A 21,565-nucleotide genomic window follows, 5' to 3' on the forward strand; every position below is an offset into this window, starting at 1 on the left:
CGCTGCAAACCCGCCGGAAATCGCGCGGGCAACTCAATACTCCCGCCAAGAATATCGAAATCAGCAACGATCAGACTTTTGCAGCAGCCTGCTAAAGCGCATCCACAGCGCGACGCGCTTTAGATGTCGCTGACAGGTGACAAGCCGTCGCGCACAAGCTATGGATGGCGCGTCGAGGACTCAGGGTCTGAGTCCTACCTGTTTGCGGGAGAGAGCAGCGAGAGCTGCCGCCGAAGGGGAAATCGCCCGAAATCTCTCAGGCAAAAGAACCGTAGACGGGAAAGACACTCTGGAAAGTCGGGGTTTGCCCCCGCGCCGAAGGTGTAAGCGCCGCTGACAGAGTTCCGGCTGCGCAAGTCTCTCAGGCTTCAGACAGAGGGGCACGGACTGGTCGCCATTCGCGACCGATTGCGTGCGACTCTGGAGACGACATGACGGGCGACGACAGCAAACACCTTCCCCTCGAAGATATCCATGTGGCCGCTGGTGCGCGCTTTGGCGCCTTCGCCAGCTGGTCGATGCCGCTGACCTATCCAGCCGGCGTCATGAAGGAACACCTTCACACCCGCGAACAGGCCGGCCTGTTCGACATCTCGCATATGAAGCTGTTCGAAATCAGCGGGCCGGAAGCGGTTGCCTTGCTCAACCGCGCCTGCCCGCTGGACGCCGGCGCGCTCGAAATCTCGCAATCCAAACTGTCCTTCTTCCTCAATGAAGCAGGCGGGATATTGGACGATCTGATCGTTACCAGGCTTGGCGACCAGCGCTTCATGGTGGTCGCCAACGCCGGCAACGCCGTCGCCGACGAAAAGCATTTGCGTGCGCTTGCCGCGGATTTCGACGTCAGAGTCGAGCCGCTCGACCGCGTCTTCCTCGCCATCCAGGGCCCTGAAGCCTGGGCAGCCCTTTCCCGTGCCGGCATCGAGACCGGCTCGCTGCTGTTCATGCACGGCGTCGAGCCGCGAAAAAACTGGTTCATGACCCGGTCGGGCTATACCGGCGAGGACGGTTTCGAGATCGGCTTGCCGGAGGCCGATGCGCGCGATCTCGTCGCGAAACTGCTCGACGATCAGCGCGTGCTGTGGATCGGCCTTGCCGCTCGCGACAGCCTGCGGCTGGAGGCCGGGCTCTGCCTGCATGGCCAGGACATCACGCCGGAGACCGACCCGGCCAGCGCCGCCTTGATGTGGGCTATTCCGAAAGACATCCGCGCTTCCGGCACTTTCATCGGCGCCGATGCGCTCCGTGCCGTCGTGGAACGGGGACCCGCGCAAAAGCGCGTTGGGCTGAAGCCGGAAGGCCGCCAGCCGGTGCGCGCCGGCGCTGCGCTCTTTGACGCCGACGGCACGCCCGTCGGCCATGTCACATCAGGCGGCTTTGGCCCGTCGGCCGGCCATCCGGTCGCCATGGGCTATGTCACGGCACCGCTGGCCAAGCCCGGAACACGGGTTTTCGCCGATGTTCGCGGCACGAAAATCCCAGTCGATATCAGCTCCCTGCCCTTCACACCGCATCGCTACCGCAAAGGATGATCTCAATGGCAACGACCTATTTCACATCAGATCACGAATGGCTCCGCGTCGAGGGCGGTATCGCCACTGTCGGCATCACCGATTACGCGCAGGAGCAGCTCGGCGACCTCGTCTTCGTCGAACTGCCGGAGACCGGAAAGAAGCTAAGCAAGGGCGACACCGCCGTCGTCGTCGAATCCGTCAAGGCGGCATCCGATGTCTATGCGCCGGTCGATGGCGAGATCACCGAGGCCAACGGCACGCTGTCGTCGGATCCGTCGCTTGTCAACTCGGCCGCAACCGGGGCCGGCTGGCTGTGGAAGATGAAGCTTGCCGACGAAAGCCAACTCGCCGGCCTCATGGATGAAGCCGCCTACAAAGCCCATATCGGCTGATATCAGGACGTATTGACATGACCGCAGCACTCACTCCCTTCTCGGCCCGCCATATCGGTCCTGATGTCAACGATGTCAGAGCCATGCTTGCCGTGATCGGCGTTCCGTCCGTCGAGACGCTGATCAGCCAGGCCGTGCCGCAGTCGATCCGCCTCGACTTGCCGCTGACCCTGCCCGCACCGGCCAGCGAAGCGGAAGCACTGGCCGAATTGTCGGCGACCATGGCCAAGAATACGGTGCTGAAGAGCTTCATCGGTGCCGGCTATCACGGCGTCCATGTGCCGCCGGTAATCCAGCGCAATTTGTTCGAGAATCCGGCCTGGTATACGGCCTACACGCCCTATCAGGCCGAGATCAGCCAGGGCAGGCTCGAGATGCTGTTCAACTTCCAGACGCTGGTCACCGAATTGACTGGTCTGCCGGTGGCATCGGCATCGCTGCTCGACGAGGCGACGGCGGTGGCTGAAGCCGTCGGCATCGCCTTGCGCCATCACCGCGACAAGCGCACCAAGATCGCATTTGCCGGCACGCCGCATCCGCAGACGTTGGACGTGGTGCGCACGCGCGCGGAGCCGCTCGGTATCGAGATCGATGGCGAGACGATCGACGACAACACCGCCGCCCTGCTCGTCTCCTGGCCGGATACGTTTGGGGTCTATGGCGACCACAAGGCAGCGATCGACAAGGCGCGCGCCACGGGCGCCATCGTCGTCTTCATCGCCGACCCGCTCGGCCTGACGCTGACCGACGCGCCGGCCAAGCTTGGCGCCGACATTGCCGTCGGCCCGATGCAGCGCTTTGGCGTGCCGATGGGCTTTGGCGGCCCGCACGCGGCCTATTGCGCTGTCTCCGACAGGTTGACGCGGCTGATGCCCGGCCGGCTGGTCGGCCAGTCCACCGATAGCAAGGGCCGGCCCGGCTACCGGCTTGCCTTGCAGACACGCGAGCAGCATATCCGCCGCGACAAGGCGACGTCCAACATCTGCACTGCTCAGGCGCTGCTCGCCAACATGGCGACCGCCTACGCCATCTGGCACGGCCCCGCCGGGCTGCAGGCGATTGCCGGGCGCATCCATGCGCTGGCCAACCGTCTCGCAAGCGGCCTCGACGCGGCAGGCGTGTCGGTGCTCGGCGCCAGCCGTTTCGACACTGTGACCGTGAAGACCAAGGGCAAGGCGGCGCAGATCGCCACTGCGGCTGAAAAGACCGGCCAGCTGCTGCGCGTCATCGATGCCGACCATGTCGGCATCAGCTTCGACGAAACCTCGACCGATGCCGATCTCGATGCGATCGCGGCCCTGTTCGGCGCCAAGGCCGCTCCGTCGGCGGACAGCACCGTGCCTGGCAAGCCGCGTGGCAAGGAATTCCTGACCCAGCCGGTCTTCCACGAAAACAAGTCGGAAACCGAGATGATGCGCTTCCTGCGCCGGCTGGCCGACAAGGACCTGGCGCTCGACCGCGCCATGATCCCGCTTGGATCCTGCACCATGAAGCTCAACGCGGCGGCTGAAATGATGCCGGTAAGCTGGCCTGAAATCGCCAATTTGCATCCCTTCGCGCCGGCCGCGCACTCGGCCGGCTATCGCGCCATGATTGGCGAGCTGGAAGGATGGCTGTCGGAGATCACCGGCTTCGATGCCGTTAGCCTGCAGCCCAATGCCGGCAGCCAGGGCGAGTATGCCGGGCTGCTTGCAATCCGCGCCTATCATCGCTCGCGCGGCGAAGGCCATCGCACCGTCTGCCTGATCCCTTCCTCCGCTCATGGCACCAATCCGGCAAGTGCGGCGATGGCCGGCATGAGCGTTGTCGTCGTGCGCTGCCTGGAGGACGGCAATATCGACATGGACGATATGAGGGCCAAGGCCAACGAGCATTCCAAGAATCTCGCGGCGCTGATGTTCACCTACCCCTCGACGCATGGCGTCTACGAGGAAGGTGCACGCCACCTCTGCGCCCTCATCCACGAGCATGGCGGCCAGGTTTATTTCGATGGCGCCAACCTCAACGCCCTGGTCGCCTTGGCGCGGCCCGCCGATATCGGCGCCGACGTCTGTCATATGAACCTGCACAAGACCTTCTGCATCCCTCATGGCGGCGGTGGCCCGGGCATCGGCCCGATCGGCGTCAAGGCGCATCTGGAGCCCTATCTGCCCGGCCATGTCACCGAGGGTTCTGCGCACGCCGTGTCGGCCGCGCCGTTCGGCAGCGCCTCGATCCTGCCGATCACCTGGATGTATATCCGCATGATGGGCGCCGCCGGACTGAAGCAGGCGACGGAGACCGCCATCATCTCGGCCAACTACGTGGCGACACGGCTCGCGCCGCACTTCCCACTTCTCTACAAGGGTCGGCACGATCGTATCGCGCATGAATGCATCCTTGACACCCGTGTGCTCAAGGAGAGCGCCGGCATCAGTGTCGATGATATCGCCAAGCGCCTGATCGACTACGGCTTCCACGCGCCGACCATGTCCTTCCCGGTCGCCGGCACGCTGATGGTGGAGCCGACCGAATCCGAGCCCAAGCGCGAGCTCGACCGCTTCTGCGAGGCGATGATCGCCATCGCAGGCGAAGCGGCGAAAGTCGCCAGGGGCGAATGGCCTTTGGCCGACAATCCGTTGGTCAACGCGCCGCACACCGCCGCCGAGGTGCTGGCCGGCCAGTGGACTCATCCCTACTCGCGCCTGGAGGCGGCCTATCCCGCCGGCGACGCCGACACGGCAGCCAAGTACTGGCCACCTGTGTCACGCATCGACAATGTCGCGGGCGACCGCAACCTGGTCTGCTCGTGCCCGCCCCTGTCGGACTATCTGGGAGCGGCGGAATAATTAAGCGGAGCGCAAGGCCGGCTTGACCGGGTCGGCCTTGCCTGGTGCCGCCCGACCGATGACGCAATTTCGGCCGGCGCGCTTGGCGGAATAGAGCGCCGCGTCGGCTTCGCCAAGCACGTCATCGAGGGTGCGGCCGTTTACCTCGCCAAAGCCGAGGCCTCCGCTGACCGTGCTGCGCAACTTGCCATGTTGGGTGGCGACGATCTCGGTGCCGAAGGCCACACAGATCTTGCTGGCGAGATCATGGGCCCTCTCTTCCGTCATTCGCGACATGACTACGGCGAATTCCTCGCCACCCAGGCGAAATGCGTCGACACCGGTCCTGGCATATTTCTTGATCACCGCGGCGAAACGGCACAAAACCTGATCCCCGACCGGGTGGCCATAGACATCGTTCGTCCGCTTGAAATGATCGAGGTCGAACATGACGACGGACATGAACGGACCGAAACTCCGCGCGCCGTAGAGCGACGTCAACGCCCGGCGGTTCATCAGCCCCGTCAGCGGGTCGGTCATGGTCTCGGCCTTCAGCTCGATCTGCGCCTGCAGATGGTGAAGCGAGAGCGTCAAGGCGCCAAGCCCGGTCATGCAGGCCACGGCCACGACGGAATTCAGGCGTTCGGCCCAGTTGTCGGGCGCGACCGCGAGCGTCCATTGCCCCTTGGTCAGCAGAACCACGCCGCAAAGCGCAAACGAAACCGCGCAGGTGCCGCTCAGAAACGAAACCACAAGCAAGATCCGGCGATCATGGCTGCCGTTGATCCAGAACATGCAGCCGATCGCCGACAGCAGCGCCGTCACCGTTGTGTAGGTGACGATGAAGCCGACGCCGTCAAGGCCCAGGAAGGTGACGGCGGCACAGACAGCCATGGCGGCAAGCGCCGGTGCAACCGCACGTCTGTAGCCGGGCACGCCCAGATATTGCATGGCCGACACGCAAATGATCAGGAACCCCAGGCTGAGCAGCGCAAGCACGATCTGGCAAAGCAGTGGATCGGGATCCTTGGTGTATTGCCAGAACAGGACCACATGCGCGACGAGCACCAGAATGCCGCACGCCACCGTCAGCACGAAACCTGCCTTGGGCGCGGTGAACCAGATCGCAAACATGGTGACGCTAAGGCAGATGCCCGACAGCGCGGCTGCGAGCAGGAGCGAACTGAAGTCCAGCATATCGGGCGAAGGCCTCTCGAGCGTCGACGGGGTTGCGCCGTATTCTAGGTCAGCGGCAGCTCTCAGACATGGTTTTCGGCCGATCTTTCGACGCAACCTGCCGATAGGGTTTACAAAGCGTCGATGCCTTATGTCCCGAAACCGGACCCCTAGAGCAACGATCAGATCAACCCTTGTTCAGCAAGGCGAGATTGGCGTTGACGACGGTGGGATCAGCCATGCCCGCCTTCGCTTCGAGCAGCAACGCCTTGGCCCTCTTGCGATTGCCGCGCAGCAATTGCGAATAGCCCATGTTGTTGACGATCTGCGGCTTGCGGCCGGCGACTTTCAAAAGCTGGCCGTAGGCACGGTCGGCGAAGTCGAAGCGGCCGAGTTCATCATAGGAAGCGGCAAGCCCCATCCAGGCCTCGGCATTGTCGGCCTTCAACTCGACGGCCTTGCGGAAGTGCTTTTCGGCGAGGCCGTAATTGGCGTCGCGAAACTGCGCCTTGCCTTGCGCCAGATCGGAGGTGTCGGTGTTCTTTGCCGTCGGTTGGATGGCGGTGGTCTTGGTGGTGTCGACGCCGCCCGTCGTACAGCCAGACATCATCAAGACGGCCGCCAACGCGGCCATTGCCGTGAAATTATTGTGACGCATGCCCCTGCCTCATCGCCCGATTTGCCGGGTCGTTCTTCAGGAAACACCTTATATGAGAGACGATTAAACTTCGGTGCCGAAACGCCGCTAAAATTTGGTTTCGGACACACCAGCCATTAACCACCAGGCACAAGACGGGCTTTCACGGCTCCAAGGCTTTGAGCCTCTCGGGAAACTGGTAGCGATTGCCGTCATAGCGCAGCCGGTAGGTGCGCTTCAGGGACTTGCCGGGATGAGACTGGCACTCACCATTCTCGTCGACGGACGGATTGTCCGTATCCACCCGCTCGATCACGGTGATGTCGTGATAGCCATGGTGGCTTGCCGGGCTCATCGCCAGGCTGACCAGGCTCGACTGAAAGGATCCCGCGCAACTGGCGTCGCCTTCGCCGCCAAAGCCGGCCACGTCGATGCCGTCGAGCACCAGGCGCAGGGCATCGCCGGCAAGGGCATAGAGCCGCAGGTCGGTTTCCCTGAAGGGGTTGGGCTGCGAATGATTTGCCATTTCGATGCGCAGGCCGAAGGCACTGACATCGGACGCCAGCCTGTAGCGGCCGGTATCGAATTCGATCTTGCGGATGGCGATGGCATCGTCGGTGATCAGCCCGGGCTGGAGCAGGCGCTGGCGCACCTGCAGGCTGTTCCTGTCGACGACCAGAAGCTCGATATCGCCGACATGCCCGTCGTCGCGGGACTGGGCGCTGTCGATCAGCGGCACCGCGACCAACAGCAGGTCGTCATGGGCGGGCCAGATCTTGCAGACCAGGCCAAATGGCATGTCGCTATCCGGACGCGTCAGGGCGATGCTGATATGGGGTTCGAGCGTGAACGAGGCGCCGTCGGCGCTCTTTTGAGCCTTGGGATAGGCCTGCTGCACCAAGGCGGAAGCATCGCCGCAGTCGTCGGCCGCAGCCCATGCGGGCGACAAACTGGCCGCGGTAAGGCCGACGAAGAGGAAGAGGGTGCGCAACAGCATTCGCATGGGCTTCTCACTCATTTGCGCGTTTGCGGACTGTGCCTGAGCCGAGGACTCGCGCGAAGCCAAACTGGGCAAGCTCTAAGAAACGAGCAAAGCGTACTATTTCATACAGAGCTGTCATCGCAACCGATCCTGAGTTCCTCAATTATCACGCCACGCACGAATAGATCCTTCTCCGTTTGAAATAGACGTCTTGATAAAGTCGGTCGGCCAGTTTGGGTGCTGGCGCTGCTCACCAGCCTCTATGCTCGCAATGTAGCTGAACAGGGTATCGACAATTTCGTCAGCATCGGCGGGAGGCCACCAGTCGCGCAAGCTCCTGGCCAGACTTCTCTCAGGGGTTGACGCCGCCGGAGACATCAGGAGGAGCGGAGCAATGCCAGCCAAACTCCTATCGGCGGTCGCAAAGATATAACGCTCTTTGTCCTTTACGCCTTGCTGAACCCGCCCGACGAAATCGCTTAAATGAGTTATGTCCCAAGCGGCATTCTTCACGCCGTCGATAGCACGTTCACGATCGGCAGATCTGAGTTGCTTAATCAGCCGTCGTCTCTTTGCAAATGGCGAGAAATACATTGTCGCGAAAACGGCTGCGGGACCCGCGAAGATGAAATCATCGAACATCCAAGCAAACAGCCGCTTAGTGCGTTGCAAATGACTGATAGATTCCAGCTCAATTTGGGCAATCTTGAGGGCGACTATGTAGTTTCGGTTCCAACGACGAAGTGGAAATGCGAGGTCCTCAGTACCCTGCTCCGGCAATGAATGAATGTCCAGCGTCGTACTCCGCCCAAGGGCTACGTCTATCCAAGATTTGGCACCAGCACGATCAGCGGCACGAAACCAAGCAAGTTCCTCATGAGCAATTGAATTTCCTTGGCGATGCGCAAGTTCGTGGAATGCGATCGACGGCTCAATCTGAAGATCAGTCGCCTGGGCGAACGCCATGAGACGAACCGCTATGAGCGAAGGAATACTCGCGGGAAACTCCAATCCTAAGCGTGCTATTCTGGCCATTCGCGATGCAAGATTCCGATCCGGCAGGATCGTAGTATTAAGTCCCTCAAGCTGACGTGCGTAGATCAGACCGCTCAGGGAGAGCAATCCCGCTTGCGGCGCAACGTAACCAGGCACAAGGACGCCACCCTCAGTCAGGCTATTCGCTATCAATTGTACATCATCAAGGGGGTAGTCAGCCGGAACAAACGTAAATACCGTGTCAGACACGCATCACCTCTCCATATGCACCGGGCTCGATTCTGATCTGTTGCGAATTACACGAATACCAGAAGAGCGGGCAATTCATGGTCATTCAGGTATTTGTCGACGACAGCGGAGGAAAGGGGCACACTCGTCATTTCGCGCTGGTCGGCCTGCTAGGCTTCTCTGAAGCTTGGGTGGATTTTTCAAACGAATGGGTCAATTGTCTACGCCAACATCCAGCAATTGAAATCTTCAAGATGAACGAGGCCGCCGCTCGCCGAGGGCAATTTCGAGGAATGACCGAAGCTGAACGCGACGAGAAACTTCGTCTCCTCGCCCAAGTGATCAATCGTCACGCTAAGATTACCACATTTTCCGTGATTGATTTGGATGCTCACGCGCTAACTTGGGCTCATATGCCGAAACCCCACAGCGAACCGTATTTTTGGCCCTTTCAAAATACGATCATGGCAGCGTGCCACACTCTATGGGATGCGGGTTGGCGGGAGAAATTCGAGATCATCTACGATGAGCAAGTTATCTTTGGTCCACGCGCCAAGCTCTGGTATCCTGTCATAAAGCGCCTATTCGAGATTCAGTTTCCAGAGCAGAGCTCGATTTTGCCGGACGAGCCCTTATTTCGATCAGACAATGTTTGTATTCCTATTCAAGCGGCAGACATGTTTGCGTGGTGTAGGCGTAAGGCTACAGATACTGGGGGGCATATCGATTTCGAATGGCTTCTGGAGGAATTTGGAAATCTGCAGGAGACTGAATACTCGCAGTACTATGACCTCGATAGAATGAGAGCAGTGTCAGAAGAGGCATTCAGAATCGCAGCTGAAGGCAGCGTCCCAGAGGAAATTAGTTCAATCTATCTCGCTACCAGGGAATTGATGAAACGCCGTTGAGCGTTCAAATTCTTGGAACCTGGTTGCCGTCAGGTCCCGCATCAAAGGCACCGCCCATCACTGATTAAGCGGATTCAAATCGAACTGTTAATGCGCCGTCATTTTGACGATGACTGGAATGGCCGCAATCATCAACACCACCGGCAGGATGCACACCACCACCGGCACCGACATCTTGGCCGGCAGGGCGTGCGCCTTTTCCTCGGCCAGCGACATGCGCTTGTGGCGCATGTCGTCGGAAAAGACACGCAGCGCCCCCGACAGGCTGGTGCCGAGTTCCTTGGACTGCTGCAGCAGCGTGGCGAAGGAGCGCACCTCGTCCAGGCTGAGACGATCGGCGAGCGCCTTCAGCGCATCGTCAAGGCTGCGCCCGGCCCTCAGTTCCAGCGACACCAGCTGCAGGTTCTGGCTGAGCGCGGGATAGGTCTTGGCGAGTTCCTTCGAGACACGCTCGATGCCGGCCTCCATGCTCATACCGGCATCCGAGCAGACGATCATCAGGTCCATGAAATCGGGAAAGCCGTTGCGGTACTCACGCCTGCGTTCCCGCACTTTCTGGCTCAGCACCAGGCCGGGCAGAAAATAGCCGCCCGCTCCTGACAGGATGACGAATGTCCAACGGCTGGCCATCGTCGCGTCCGGGTTGGCCATCCAGCGGTTGAGCACAAAGACACCGATTGCCGTGCCGATCATCGCGGTGAACCGGATCAGGAAGAACGTGCCGACAGCGCGCGGCTCCATGTATCCCGCCTGGATGAGCTTCATGCGCAGCCGGGCGACATTTTCGGGATCGCTCTTGGCGTAGAATTCCTGCGCCCTCTTCACCGCCTTCTCGCGCACGACGCCGGTATTCTTCTTCTGCACCGGTTCGGGTTTCGCGGCCACGGGACCGTCATCGACCTTGAGCCGGCGCTTGACCTCGTTGCGATCGCCCTTCGCCGCCATCATCGGCCAGGCGACAGCGGCAGCACCCGCGGCCAGCAGCATGATGGCCACCGGCATCAACGAGGTCGGCGCGAGCGAGGCGAGGAATTCGATGAAGCCCTGCATTTCAGAACTTGAAATTCGACATCTTGAACATCATCCAATTGCCCAACATCAGCCAGGTGATCGAGCCACCCATCAGGTACCATGTCTTTGGCTCATCCCAGACGTCGCGGTAGAATCCCGGCATCACCGCCATGATGGCGGTAAACAGCAACACCGGGACCGCCGTCAGGATGTAGGCCGACATTCGGCCTTCCGTCGCAATGGCGCGCACCTTGCGGCGTAGCTTGCCGCGCTCGCGGATCGTCGTCGCCAGGCCGTCGAGGATCTCGCGCAGATTGCCACCCGAACTGGCCTGGATCGAGACGGCGGTGACGAACAGCGGCAGATCCTCCTGTCCGACCCGGTCGAACAGCGAGTTCAATGCCGAAACCAGATCGGAACCATAGGTCACTTCGTCTGCGATGACGCCGAATTCGGTGCCGATCGGGTCGGGCATCTCGCGCGCCACCATGGCGATCGCCACCGGCACCGGATGGCCAGCCTTCAGGCCACGCGTGATCAGTTCCAGCGCCTCCGGCAGCTGTATGCCGAACCGCTTCACCCGGCGCTTGCGCTTGAAACGCAACGTCAGCACTGGCAGCACTGGCACAAGCACCACAAACAGGACAAGCCCCATCAGCGGCGGCAAGCCGTACCAGATGGCGACCAAGGCCATGGCCATCGCCACGCCGCAAGTGATCATCAAGAATTTCGACAGCGGCATGATCATGCCCGACTGGGTTCGCAGGGCGCGAAACCGGTCCGGCGAAAACAGCGGGGTGCCTGCGTCGAGGCCGCGCTCCTTGCGCAGCTGGACAAGCACCTGCTCCTGGCTGATCTTGTTTTCCTGCAGCTTCATGCGCCGGTTGATGGCGGTGCGCTTGTCGCTGCGGCCGGCAAAAAGCAGGTAGCACGCCTCGGCGATCAGGATGCCGGTCAGTGCTGCCGCGGCATAGACGACATAGATCGCGCTGAGTCCGTCGAACACTGGCTACTCCTGCGGCCGGCCGGGTTCGAAATATCGTCCGGGGAACTCGATGCCCATGGCGCGCAGATCCTCGAGGAAACGCGGCCGGATGCCGGTCGCCTCGTAGTGGCCGAGTATCTTGCCGTCTGCCTCCATGCCGGTACGCACAAAGCGGAAGATCTCCTGCATCTGGATGACATCGCCTTCCATGCCGGTCACCTCGGCGACACTGGTCACCTTGCGCTTGCCGTCGGACAGGCGCGTCAGTTGGACGATCAGGTCGAGCGCGCTGGCGATCTGGCTGCGGATCGACTGCACCGTCATCGGCATGCCCGTCATGCCAAGCATCTGCTCGAGCCGTGAAATGGCGTCGCGCGGCGTGTTGGCGTGGATGGTCGCCATCGACCCTTCGTGGCCGGTGTTCATCGCCTGCAGCATGTCAAAGGCTTCCTCGCCGCGGCACTCGCCGAGGATGACGCGGTCGGGACGCATGCGCAGCGCGTTCTTGACCAGGTCGCGCTGCTTCAGCTCGCCATGGCCTTCGATGTTGGCGGGGCGCGTCTCCATGCGCGCGACATGCGGCTGCTGCAGCTGGAGTTCTGCCGCGTCCTCGATGGTGATCAGTCGCTCGTCTTCCGGAATGAAGGCCGACAGCGCATTGAGCATGGTCGTCTTGCCGGTACCGGTGCCGCCCGAAATGATCGTCGTCTTGCGGGCATGCACGGCCGCCGCCAGCACCTCGGCCATGTTCTGGGTAATGGCGCCGAATTCGACCAGTTTGTGCAGGCCGAGCTTGTTCTTGGAGAATTTGCGGATCGACACCAGCGGCCCGTCGACCGCCACCGGGCGGATGGCCGCGTTGAAACGCGAGCCGTCCAGCATGCGCGCATCGACCATCGGTTGTGATTCGTCGACGCGGCGCCCGACCGCGGCGACGATCTTGTTGACGATGCGCAACAGATGCGCCTCGTCCTTGAACGGAATGTGGACCGGCTGCAGCTTGCCCTTCTTTTCGACAAAGCAGTTCAGGTGGCCGTTGATCAGGATGTCGTTGATGTCGGGGTCCTTGAGCAGTGGCTCGAGCGGACCGAGGCCGACCATCTCGTCGACGATGTCGTCGACCAGCGCATCAAGCTCGACGGTGTTGATCGCCATCCGCTCCTGCTTGGTCTTTTCCGACACGAAATCATGCACTTGCCGGCGCATCTCATCCTTGGGCAAACGCTCCAGCGCGACGAGATTGATCTCCTCGAGCAGCAGCCGATGGATACGCACGCGCGCATCAAGCACCTTGTTGGCATTCTTTGCTGGCGCTGCGTCCGGCTTGGCCGGCAAAGCCTTTCGGTTCGTCGGTATGACGACGGCATGATGGGCGACCGGTATTGATTCAGGCGCGCGCTGCGGACGCGCATCGCGGTTCTGCAGGGTGGAAAAGCGGCTGGTCATCCGGCCTTCCTCTTCAGCAATCCACGGCCCATGCCAAACAGCGAGCGCGATTTCGCCCGGGTTGGGACCGCCTCCTCCGGCAGGATGATCTTCTTCAAATCGTTGATGACATTGGCGTTCGGATCGATCTCGTGCAGCGGCACGCCGCGATCGACCGCCTCGCGCACCAACCGGTAGTTGTTGGCGATGCCGCCGACGAAATGCTCGCCGAGGATCTCCTGGACGTCAGCCTGCTTGATGCCGTTGTCGAACATCTTCTGTTCGAAACGGTTGACGATGACGTTCGGCTTCACTTCCTTGCCGGCGGTCTCGTAGACCGCCTGGATCAGCCGCTGCGTGTGGCGCAGGCACGGCACCGTCATTTCCGCGACGATGTAGAGCTTGTTGGAACCGAGCAGCACCGTCTCTGTCCACGGGAACCAGGTGCGCGGCATGTCGATGACGACATTGTCGAAATAGGCCGAAACAAGGTCCAGCATGCGCACCACGACATCGGTCTTGAACGAGCGCATTTCCGAGGGATGTGTCGGCGCCGCCAGCACGCAAAGTCCGCTGGCGTGTTTCGACAACATCACATCGAGCAATTGGCGGTCGAGGCGCTCGGGCTGGTTCTCGATCTCGGTGATGTCGAAACGCGGTTCGAGGTCGAGATATTCGGCACAGGCGCCCTGTTGGAAATTGAGGTCGACCACGCAAGTCGACGCGCCGCGCGTTACCGAGTGATGCAGCTGGAAGGCGGTTTGCAGCGCCAGCGTCGTGGTGCCGACGCCGCCCGCGGCCGGCATGAAGGTGTAGATCTGCGACTCGGTGTTTTCCTCGCGCCCTGGGCCCTGCAGCGCCCGCACCACGGAGCGCACGAGATCGGCGGTGGTGATGGGCTTGACCAGGAAATCCGCGACCTTGAGCTGCACCAGGATGCGCACCGCGGCCGCGTTGAACTCTTGCGTGACGACGACGACAGGCACCTTGTCCTCCAGCCGGCGCATGATGCGCTGCAGCCACTCGACCTCCTCCAGCCTTGCCGCATCCATGTCGACGATGATGGCGCCGAAGTCGGCTTCCTGGATCTCGCCGCGCAGTTCGGTAATACTCTTCTCCACTGTCGAGAGCTGAATGATCTCGGAGGCGGCGAATGCGGTCCGCGTGTCCTGCACAAAGGTCCTGTCGGTCGATACGAGCAGGATCTTCCTGGTCTTGATGCCGTTTGCCATTCTGTCAGCCTGTCAGGTCGCCCGTTGACCAGTTGCCCGTTGAATCAGTTGCCCGTGGTGGACTGCGACGCCTTCGCATCGGCCGCCTGGTCGGGTGTGACGTCCGCCGCGCTGCCGCGCTGGGCGGGCACCAGAAGCCTGGTGTTCTGGACCCCGTACTTCCAGGGATCGACCATCTGCATGACGGTGTTGGCGGCCTGCGCCTCGCCCGCGCCGGTCGTCGGCCCCTCGCTGCGCACATAATCGTCGCTGGTGCAGCCGGCGGCAAAGCCGGCCAGCAGCAAGGCGATGCTCGATCTCAAGACCACACGCATGGCTTCAGTCCTTCGGCAGGTCGAGGAAATGCCCCGCCGAAGCAGGAGCAGCAGGTTGGGTGACACGGCCGTCGGCCAACGCCACGGTGCGACCGGTATCGGCGCCCTTCACTTCGTCGGTGTTGTTGAGGAAATAATCGGCGTTGCTGGCCGGCTGCGTACCGTCGGTCGGTTCCACCAGCTTCTTCGACGGATCGACCGGCTTGACCAGATAGGGCGTTACGATGATGACCAGGTCGGTCTCGCGCCGCTGATAGGATTTCGAGGAGAACAGTGCCCCAAGCACCGGCATCTTGCCGAGGCCGGGAATGCGCGACGTGGTGATGTCGTTCTGCGACTGCAGCAATCCGGCGATCATGAAGCTCTGGCCGTTCTTCAGGTCGACCGACGTCCTGGCGCGGCGCACGATGAAACCAGGCACTGAAATGTTGCCTATGTTGTAGGACGCGGACGCGTCGATCGAGGAGACTTCCGGCGCGATGTCCAGGCTGACCAGCCCGTCCTTCAGGACCGTCGGCGTGAAATCCAGGCTGACGCCGTATTTCTTGTAGCTGACCGAGATCTTGCCGTTGTCCTCGGAGACCGGAATCGGGAATTCGCCGCCGGCGAGGAAGCTGGCCGTTTGGCCAGACCGGGCGATCAGGTTCGGCTCGGCCAGCCGGCGGGCGAGACCACGCTCCTCCAGCGCTTTGATGGCGATATCGATCGAGACGCCATTCGACAAAAGCCGGCCGATGATCTCGCCGGTGCCGGCAGTCGGCACTGTACCCGGATCGATCGTCACATCGCGTCCGCCGATGCCATAGGCGAAATTGGCGGCGTATTTGGCGCCCAGATCCTGGCCCGCCTGGCGGTTGATCTCGACGAAGCGGACATTGAGCTGGACCTGCTGCGACGATGAGATGTTGACCGAGTTGATCACCTCTTCGGTGCCGGAAAAGCGTGTCGCGATCTTGTTTGCCTTGTCGGCGGCGACCGCATCATCCGCCTCGCCCGACAGGACGACACGGCCATTGGCCGAGCCGACCTTGATCCTGGCATCCGGCACGCTGGCGCGAATGGTGCTGGCCAGTTGGTCGGTGTCGAGCGTCACCTCGATGTCGACGGTGCCGACAAGCTGCTTCTTCTCATCGAACAGCGCGATACCGGTGGTGCCGAGATTGTTGCCGAGCACATAGAAGGACTTATCGGTCAGCGGATTGACGTTGGCGATCTCCGGATCGCCGATGACGATCTGGTAGAAGGCGGCACTCGTCATGATCGTCTTCGGTTTACCCTTGGCAACCTTGATCGACGCATTCTTGGTCGACGACACATAAACGATGTCGTTGTCGGCCCTCGCCGAGGCGCCGAAGGCCAGCATCGCGGCGGCCGCCAGCGAAGCTGCGACAGCGATAGTGCGCAAAACGCGCAACCGCCCCATGACCCTATATGTGATCAGCCCGAACATTGTCCCGTCCTCGCCCAGTCCCCACTGGCTTCTATTTCTGGTCCCGTGAAGGAACCTGGTATTCCTCGGCCTTTGTGCCGCGCGTCACGATGACGGTCTTGAACTTCGGTTTCTCCGGCTCTTTCACCACGGCATCGAACAGCGAACCGGAAGCGGCCTGCACGTTCGAGGCGACCGATCCACCGAACGAAGAGATGGTGGTGACGCCGCCCTTGCCGTCACCGCCTTCGCTGGCGGACCGAAGCGACAGGGACAAGGTGCCGACGGTGCGGGCGAGCGCCACCTTCTGCGCGCCGTCTGTCGTCACCTCGATGGTCACCGAATTGGAAATCTGCGGCGTCGTCTGGCGCTCATCGGCGCCCTGCCCGACGCTCAGCACCTTGGCATCGGCCACGACGATCTCGGAGGTGACCGTCGATCCGGACGCTCCCTGCGCGTTCTTGGACACTTCCTGGATTTCGCCGGCATCGCGCGTCAGCACTACATCGACACGGTCGCCCGGCGTGACGAAGCCGCCGACACCGGCGATCTCGTCGGTGCGGATTGTCACCGCCCGCATTCCCGGCGTCATCATGTTGGAGAGCGTCGCGCGGCCGTTTGGCCCGGACAGCTTGGTCAGCAGCAACGGTTCGTTGACCTCGATCGGCGACAGCACCACGCGGCTGCCCTCGCCGAGCAAGCCATCGATGGTGGCGAAGGCGCCCTGCGGCAGGGAATCTTGCGGCCACGGGATTTCGCTGAGTTTTGTGCGGTCAAGCTCCATGCCATAGCGCAATGGAGCATTCGCCACCACGATGGTCTTGAACTCGATCTTGGGTGCGACGGGCGCTGCGATCGACGCCGTCTTCTCTTCGGAATCGGCTTTAGCCTGGCTTTTGACCCAGAAATCCGCGGCAAAGATCGAGATCGCGCCGAAAACGGCGGCGATGCCGATCATCGATATGGCCTTGCCCCTCACGCCGAAACCCCTGATGCCCACAGTTTCTTGTTTTGTTGGGCTAACGCTAGGCGGCATTGTTAAAGAATCAGGAATCTTGCGCGGAGGCATTTGACCTATTTCCGCCGGCTTGGTTATCGAATGGTTTTGGGGTAAGAGGGGCCAGATCCCCGAACGGAACAGGAACCTCGGTCGCTTGGCGCTGAAAAGCGTGGCAGTATCGCGAGGTGATTCGCAGCACCGGACCCTATGGCAGGCATGGACGACAACAACGATCTCTTCGGCACAATTGACAAGCAGCCGCAGCCGGTTCGCGCGCCGGCGCGCCCGGCGGATCCGCTGGTGCAGGCCACCAGGCGTCCTGCCGCGACCAAGGATGGCAGCGAGGGCTATAGCGCCGCCGACATCGAGGTGCTGGAAGGGCTGGAGCCGGTGCGCCGCCGGCCAGGCATGTATATTGGCGGCACCGACGACAAGGCGATGCACCATCTGTTCGCCGAGGTCATCGACAATTCGATGGACGAAGCCGTGGCCGGCCATGCCACCTTCATCGATGTCGAACTCTCGGCCGACGGCTATCTCACCGTCACCGACAATGGCCGCGGCATTCCGGTCGACCTGCATCCGAAGTTCAAGAAGCCGGCGCTCGAAGTAATCATGACGACGCTGCATTCGGGCGGCAAGTTCGACTCGAAGGTCTATGAGACATCGGGCGGCCTGCATGGTGTCGGCGTGTCCGTGGTCAACGCGCTGTCTGACCATCTCGAGGTCGAGGTCGCGCGCGGCCGCCAACTCTATCGCCAGCGCTTTTCGCGCGGTATTCCCGTGACCGGCCTGGAGCATTTGGGCGAGGTCCACAACCGGCGCGGCACAAAAACCCGCTTCCACCCCGACGAGCAGATTTTCGGCAAGGGCGCGGCGTTCGAACCGGCGCGGCTCTACCGCATGACGCGCTCGAAGGCCTATCTGTTCGGTGGCGTCGAAATCCGCTGGACCTGCGACCCGTCGCTGATCAAGGAAAAGGACCAGACCCCGGCCAAGGCGGAATTCCATTTTCCCGGCGGCCTGAAGGACTATCTCAAGGCATCACTCGGCGACGAGTTCCAGGTGACGCGCGAAATCTTCGCCGGCAAGAGCGAGAAACAAGGCGGCCATGGAGCGCTCGAATGGGCGGTGACCTGGTTCGGCGGCGACGGCTTCATCAATTCCTACTGCAACACCATCCCGACCGGCGAAGGCGGCACCCACGAAGCCGGCTTCCGCAATGTCCTGACGCGGGGCCTGCGCGCCTATGCCGATCTCGTCGGCAACAAGCGCGCATCCATCGTCACCTCGGAAGACGTCATGATCTCGGCGGCGGGCATGCTGTCGGTGTTCATCCGCGAGCCGGAATTCGTCGGCCAGACCAAGGACAGACTGGCGACGATCGAGGCCATTCGGATTGTCGAGACCGCCATCCGCGACCCATTCGATCATTGGTTGGCCGACAATCCGCAGGAAGCGTCGAAGCTGCTCGAATGGGTGATCGCGCGCGCCGACGAGCGGGTGCGCCGACGCCAGGAAAAGGAAGTATCGCGCAAGAGCGCGGTGCGCAAATTGCGGCTGCCCGGCAAGCTCGCCGACTGCACGCAAAACGCCGCTGCAGGCGCCGAACTCTTTATCGTCGAAGGTGACTCGGCCGGCGGCTCGGCCAAGCAGGCGCGCGACCGCGCCAGCCAAGCCGTGTTGCCGCTGCGCGGAAAAATCCTCAACGTCGCCAGCGCCGGCAACGACAAGCTTGCCGGCAATCAGCAGATCTCGGACCTGATCCAGGCGCTGGGCTGCGGTACGCGGTCGAAATATCGCGACGAGGATTTGCGCTACGACCGGGTCATCATCATGACCGACGCCGACGTCGACGGCGCTCACATAGCCTCGCTGCTGATCACCTTCTTCTACCAGGAGATGCCGGCGCTTGTGCGTGGCGGCCATCTCTATCTTGCGGTGCCGCCGCTTTACTCGATCAGGCAAGGCGGCAAGGTCGCCTACGCCCGCGACGACGCGCACAAGGACGAGCTTCTGCGCACCGAGTTTACCGGGCGCGGCAAGGTCGAGCTTGGCCGATTCAAGGGTCTGGGCGAGATGATGGCCGCCCAGCTCAAGGAGACCACCATGGATCCGAGGAAGCGCACGCTGCTCAGGATCGACGTCATCGACGCCGAGGCGGCGACCAAGGACGCAGTCGATGCGTTGATGGGCACCAAGCCGGAGGCCCGCTTCCGCTTCATCCAGGAACGCGCCGAATTCGCCGAGACGGAAGTGCTGGATATCTAGCCGACGGCCGGTTTAGCCTGCGCTTCTGATACGGAGACCAGCATGTGATCTCGGCGCGGCTGAAGGGTTATTTCGAGACGAGTTTAGCGGGGTTGGCGCAACCGACGCGCTCGGACTGGATTTTTGCCCTGCGCACCGTTTCGGCCGGCCTGATCGCGTTGCTGGCCGCCTACGCACTGAAGCTCGACCACCCGCAATGGGCCATGATGACGGTGTTCATCGTCGCCCAGCCGGTTGCCGGCATGGTGCTGGCGAAGGGCTTCTACCGGTTACTCGGCACGCTGGTCGGCGGCATGGCTGCGATAGGCATCACCACGGTGTTCGGCACCGGCCCGTGGGTGCTGGTGACTGTGCTTGCCGTCTGGATCGGCATCTGCACCTTCGTCTCGTCGCTACTGCGCAATCCCGAGGCCTATGGTGCCGCCCTTGCCGGCTACACCGCGATGATCATCGGCCTGCCTGCCTTCGGACAGCCGCACCTTGTCGTAGACCTGGCGGTCGCGCGCTGTGCCGAGATCGTACTCGGCATCGTCTGCGCCGGCCTGACCAGCCGGCTGATCCTGCCGAAACTGGCCAGCAATGCCATCGTGTCGCGCCTGAAACGCTGCATCCTCGATCTTGCGACATACGCCAGCGGTGCGTTCTCCGGCGGCGATCCTGAAACGCTGTCCGGCCTGCACAGAAAGCTGGTCGCCGACACCCAGACGCTTGGCGAGATGCGCACTTATGCCAGGCTCGAGGCGCCGAGCTTCGCGCCGCGCGCCCATCCGGTCCGGCGCACCATCGGGCAGCTGCTCTCGGCGCTGTCGGCGGCACGCGCGCTGCATTCGCACGCTGCCCCGAAGAACGCCGCACTCGTTCCGGTGCGTTCGGAGTTGCAGGCCCTGGTCAGCGAGTTGGCGACCAAGTCAGGCGCGCTGGATGACACGACACCCTGGGTGGCACGACTCGATGCCATCTCGGCCAAGGCCCGGCAAATGCCCGATGCCTCGATCGACCAGGGTGACGACAGGGTCGGCACCATCACACGCCTTACCATCGCCGCCGATTTCGCCGAGGCGTTCAAGCAAGTGCTGCGCGGCCTCGACGCCTTGCGTGCGCCTGCCACGCGACCAGCCCGGGGCAGCAGGCAGCCTGCGCTGGTGGTGCATCGCGATTATTCCGGCGCATCGCGCAACGCCGTGCGCGCTGCCCTTGCCACCTTGCTGGTCGCGGCCTTCTGGCTGACGACGAAATGGTCGGAAGCGGCCGGCACGGTCATTCTGGTTGCCGTGGTATCAAGCCTGTTTGCCGCCCGCCCCGACCCCGTGCAGGTGGCCTGGAGCTTCTTCAAGGGAACGCTGCTGGCGCTGCCCTTTGCCTTTCTCGTCGGCCAAGTCGCGCTGCCCGCTTTGCCCGGCTTCGGCTGGTTCATGCTGTTTGTCGTGCCGATACTGGTGCCGACGGCGCTAGCCATGGCCAATCCGCGCTATGTCGGCGTGGCGACGGCCTTCGCCATCAACTTCCTCGCCTTCCTCAGCCCGCATCAGGCGATGACCTACGATCCCGGGCCCTTCTTCGCCGGTTCGGCGTCGATCCTGGTCGGCATCCTGCTGGCGATCGGCGTCTTCATCGTCGTGCTGCCCGCCGATCCATGGCTCGCGGCCAACCGTATCGTACGCGCCATGCGCGAGGATCTGGCGCGGCTTTGCCTGCATGAGCGCGTGCCGAGGCGTTCGGCCTTCGAGAGCCTCGCCTATGATCGCATCAACCAGTTGATGCCCCTGGTGCAGAATGCAGGCAGCACGGGCGATGCGGTCCTGGGCGGGAGCGTCGCCGCCGTCACGGTCGGGCTAGAGATCCTGCGGCTGCGCGCCGCAAGCCAGGGCCACGCCATCCCATCCGAGACCGCACTTTCGATCACCAACTTTCTAAGAGGACTGGCGCGCGAACTGCTCTTCCGCGCCCCCGGCGATCCGCAGACGTCGACGGTTGCCGTCGCCCGCCAATATGCAACGAACATCGCCCAACGAAACGGTACCGGCGAATTGCTCCAAATCGCGGCATCGCTGCGCATCATCGCCGCCGCGATGGAGGATTTCCCGGATTTCTTCGCGAAGGATCGAAACTAGCGTGCCCAAGTGTGTCGAGATTCAGGTCAGGCCGAACCGAGAATGGCGGGTTCCGAGAACCGGAGCGGAGCGTACTTTTGGGTACGTGTTGGGGTGGACGGCCCCCGACGGCATCGTGATGTGCCAGAATGAGGTCGTTGAAGATCT

General features: G+C 62.3%; 17 protein-coding genes and 1 riboswitch. Of the genes, 6 read left to right on the forward strand and 11 right to left on the reverse strand.

Features of this window, described 5'->3' with window-relative positions:
- Positions 1-195 precede the first annotated feature (195 nt).
- A riboswitch (glycine riboswitch) is annotated at positions 196-282 on the forward strand.
- A gap of 149 nt (positions 283-431) precedes the next feature.
- Genes gcvT through gcvP form a run of 3 tightly spaced genes read left to right on the forward strand, consistent with a single transcriptional unit; the run spans position 432 to position 4,734 of the window.
- The gene (gene gcvT / locus NKI38_RS31780; RefSeq protein WP_352664596.1) at positions 432-1,532 is read left to right on the forward strand and encodes a glycine cleavage system aminomethyltransferase GcvT; all 1,101 of its coding nucleotides are present in this window, start codon (positions 432-434) and stop codon (positions 1,530-1,532) included.
- 5 nt (positions 1,533-1,537) lie between these two features.
- A complete protein-coding gene (gene gcvH / locus NKI38_RS31785) occupies positions 1,538-1,906 on the forward strand; it encodes a glycine cleavage system protein GcvH (protein ID WP_352664598.1) in 369 nt (122 codons plus the stop codon).
- A 17-nt stretch (positions 1,907-1,923) separates the two neighbouring features.
- Positions 1,924-4,734, forward strand: coding sequence for an aminomethyl-transferring glycine dehydrogenase (gcvP, locus tag NKI38_RS31790; protein WP_352664600.1), 2,811 nt, complete (start codon positions 1,924-1,926; stop codon positions 4,732-4,734).
- Here gcvP and NKI38_RS31795 read toward each other — a convergent pair whose 3' ends face one another.
- The 4 genes from NKI38_RS31795 to NKI38_RS31810 form a co-directional block, all read right to left on the reverse strand.
- A complete protein-coding gene (locus tag NKI38_RS31795; protein ID WP_352664602.1) occupies positions 4,735-5,910 on the reverse strand; it encodes a GGDEF domain-containing protein in 1,176 nt (391 codons plus the stop codon).
- 166 nt (positions 5,911-6,076) lie between these two features.
- Positions 6,077-6,547 (reverse strand): hypothetical protein, encoded by a 471-nt coding sequence (locus NKI38_RS31800; protein WP_352664604.1) that lies wholly within the window; start codon positions 6,545-6,547, stop codon positions 6,077-6,079.
- A gap of 142 nt (positions 6,548-6,689) precedes the next feature.
- Complete coding sequence (locus NKI38_RS31805; RefSeq protein ID WP_352664606.1) at positions 6,690-7,523, reverse strand: PA3715 family protein; 834 nt, start codon at positions 7,521-7,523, stop codon at positions 6,690-6,692.
- A 144-nt stretch (positions 7,524-7,667) separates the two neighbouring features.
- The gene (locus tag NKI38_RS31810) at positions 7,668-8,753 is read right to left on the reverse strand and encodes a hypothetical protein (RefSeq protein WP_352664608.1); all 1,086 of its coding nucleotides are present in this window, start codon (positions 8,751-8,753) and stop codon (positions 7,668-7,670) included.
- Between the two features lie 77 nt (positions 8,754-8,830).
- On the opposite strand from NKI38_RS31810, the gene NKI38_RS31815 reads away from it, so the two are divergent.
- A complete protein-coding gene (locus tag NKI38_RS31815; RefSeq protein WP_352664610.1) occupies positions 8,831-9,640 on the forward strand; it encodes a DUF3800 domain-containing protein in 810 nt (269 codons plus the stop codon).
- A gap of 87 nt (positions 9,641-9,727) precedes the next feature.
- Here the strand turns inward: NKI38_RS31815 and NKI38_RS31820 are convergent, their stop codons facing one another.
- From NKI38_RS31820 to cpaB, 7 genes are read right to left on the reverse strand one after another with little or no spacing between them, the layout of a single operon-like run.
- Positions 9,728-10,690: a type II secretion system F family protein gene (locus tag NKI38_RS31820; RefSeq protein WP_352664612.1), complete on the reverse strand. Its 963-nt coding sequence runs from the start codon at positions 10,688-10,690 to the stop codon at positions 9,728-9,730.
- Position 10,691: 1 nt separating this feature from the next.
- Complete coding sequence (locus NKI38_RS31825; RefSeq protein ID WP_352664614.1) at positions 10,692-11,657, reverse strand: type II secretion system F family protein; 966 nt, start codon at positions 11,655-11,657, stop codon at positions 10,692-10,694.
- Positions 11,658-11,660: 3 nt separating this feature from the next.
- Positions 11,661-13,082: a TadA family conjugal transfer-associated ATPase gene (locus NKI38_RS31830; protein WP_352664616.1), complete on the reverse strand. Its 1,422-nt coding sequence runs from the start codon at positions 13,080-13,082 to the stop codon at positions 11,661-11,663.
- A complete protein-coding gene (locus tag NKI38_RS31835) occupies positions 13,079-14,293 on the reverse strand; it encodes a CpaE/TadZ family protein (RefSeq protein WP_352664618.1) in 1,215 nt (404 codons plus the stop codon). The genes NKI38_RS31830 and NKI38_RS31835 overlap by 4 nt, the downstream gene beginning before the upstream one ends.
- Positions 14,294-14,337: 44 nt before the next feature.
- Complete coding sequence (locus NKI38_RS31840) at positions 14,338-14,607, reverse strand: hypothetical protein (protein ID WP_352664620.1); 270 nt, start codon at positions 14,605-14,607, stop codon at positions 14,338-14,340.
- Positions 14,608-14,611: 4 nt separating this feature from the next.
- Positions 14,612-16,030, reverse strand: a complete 1,419-nt coding sequence (locus NKI38_RS31845) for a type II and III secretion system protein family protein (RefSeq protein ID WP_502899411.1) — start codon at positions 16,028-16,030, stop codon at positions 14,612-14,614.
- Positions 16,031-16,088: 58 nt separating this feature from the next.
- Positions 16,089-17,015: a Flp pilus assembly protein CpaB gene (cpaB, locus tag NKI38_RS31850; RefSeq protein ID WP_352664624.1), complete on the reverse strand. Its 927-nt coding sequence runs from the start codon at positions 17,013-17,015 to the stop codon at positions 16,089-16,091.
- Between the two features lie 237 nt (positions 17,016-17,252).
- Between cpaB and parE the strand changes: the two genes are divergently transcribed.
- Entirely contained in the window at positions 17,253-19,307 is a 2,055-nt protein-coding gene (gene parE / locus NKI38_RS31855; RefSeq protein ID WP_352664626.1) for a DNA topoisomerase IV subunit B, read from the forward strand.
- 44 nt (positions 19,308-19,351) lie between these two features.
- Entirely contained in the window at positions 19,352-21,418 is a 2,067-nt protein-coding gene (locus NKI38_RS31860; RefSeq protein WP_352664628.1) for an FUSC family protein, read from the forward strand.
- Positions 21,419-21,565: the final 147 nt, after the last annotated feature.

The sequence above is a fragment of the Mesorhizobium sp. M0621 genome, assembly GCF_040320745.1.
Taxonomy (GTDB): Bacteria; Pseudomonadota; Alphaproteobacteria; order Rhizobiales; family Rhizobiaceae; genus Mesorhizobium.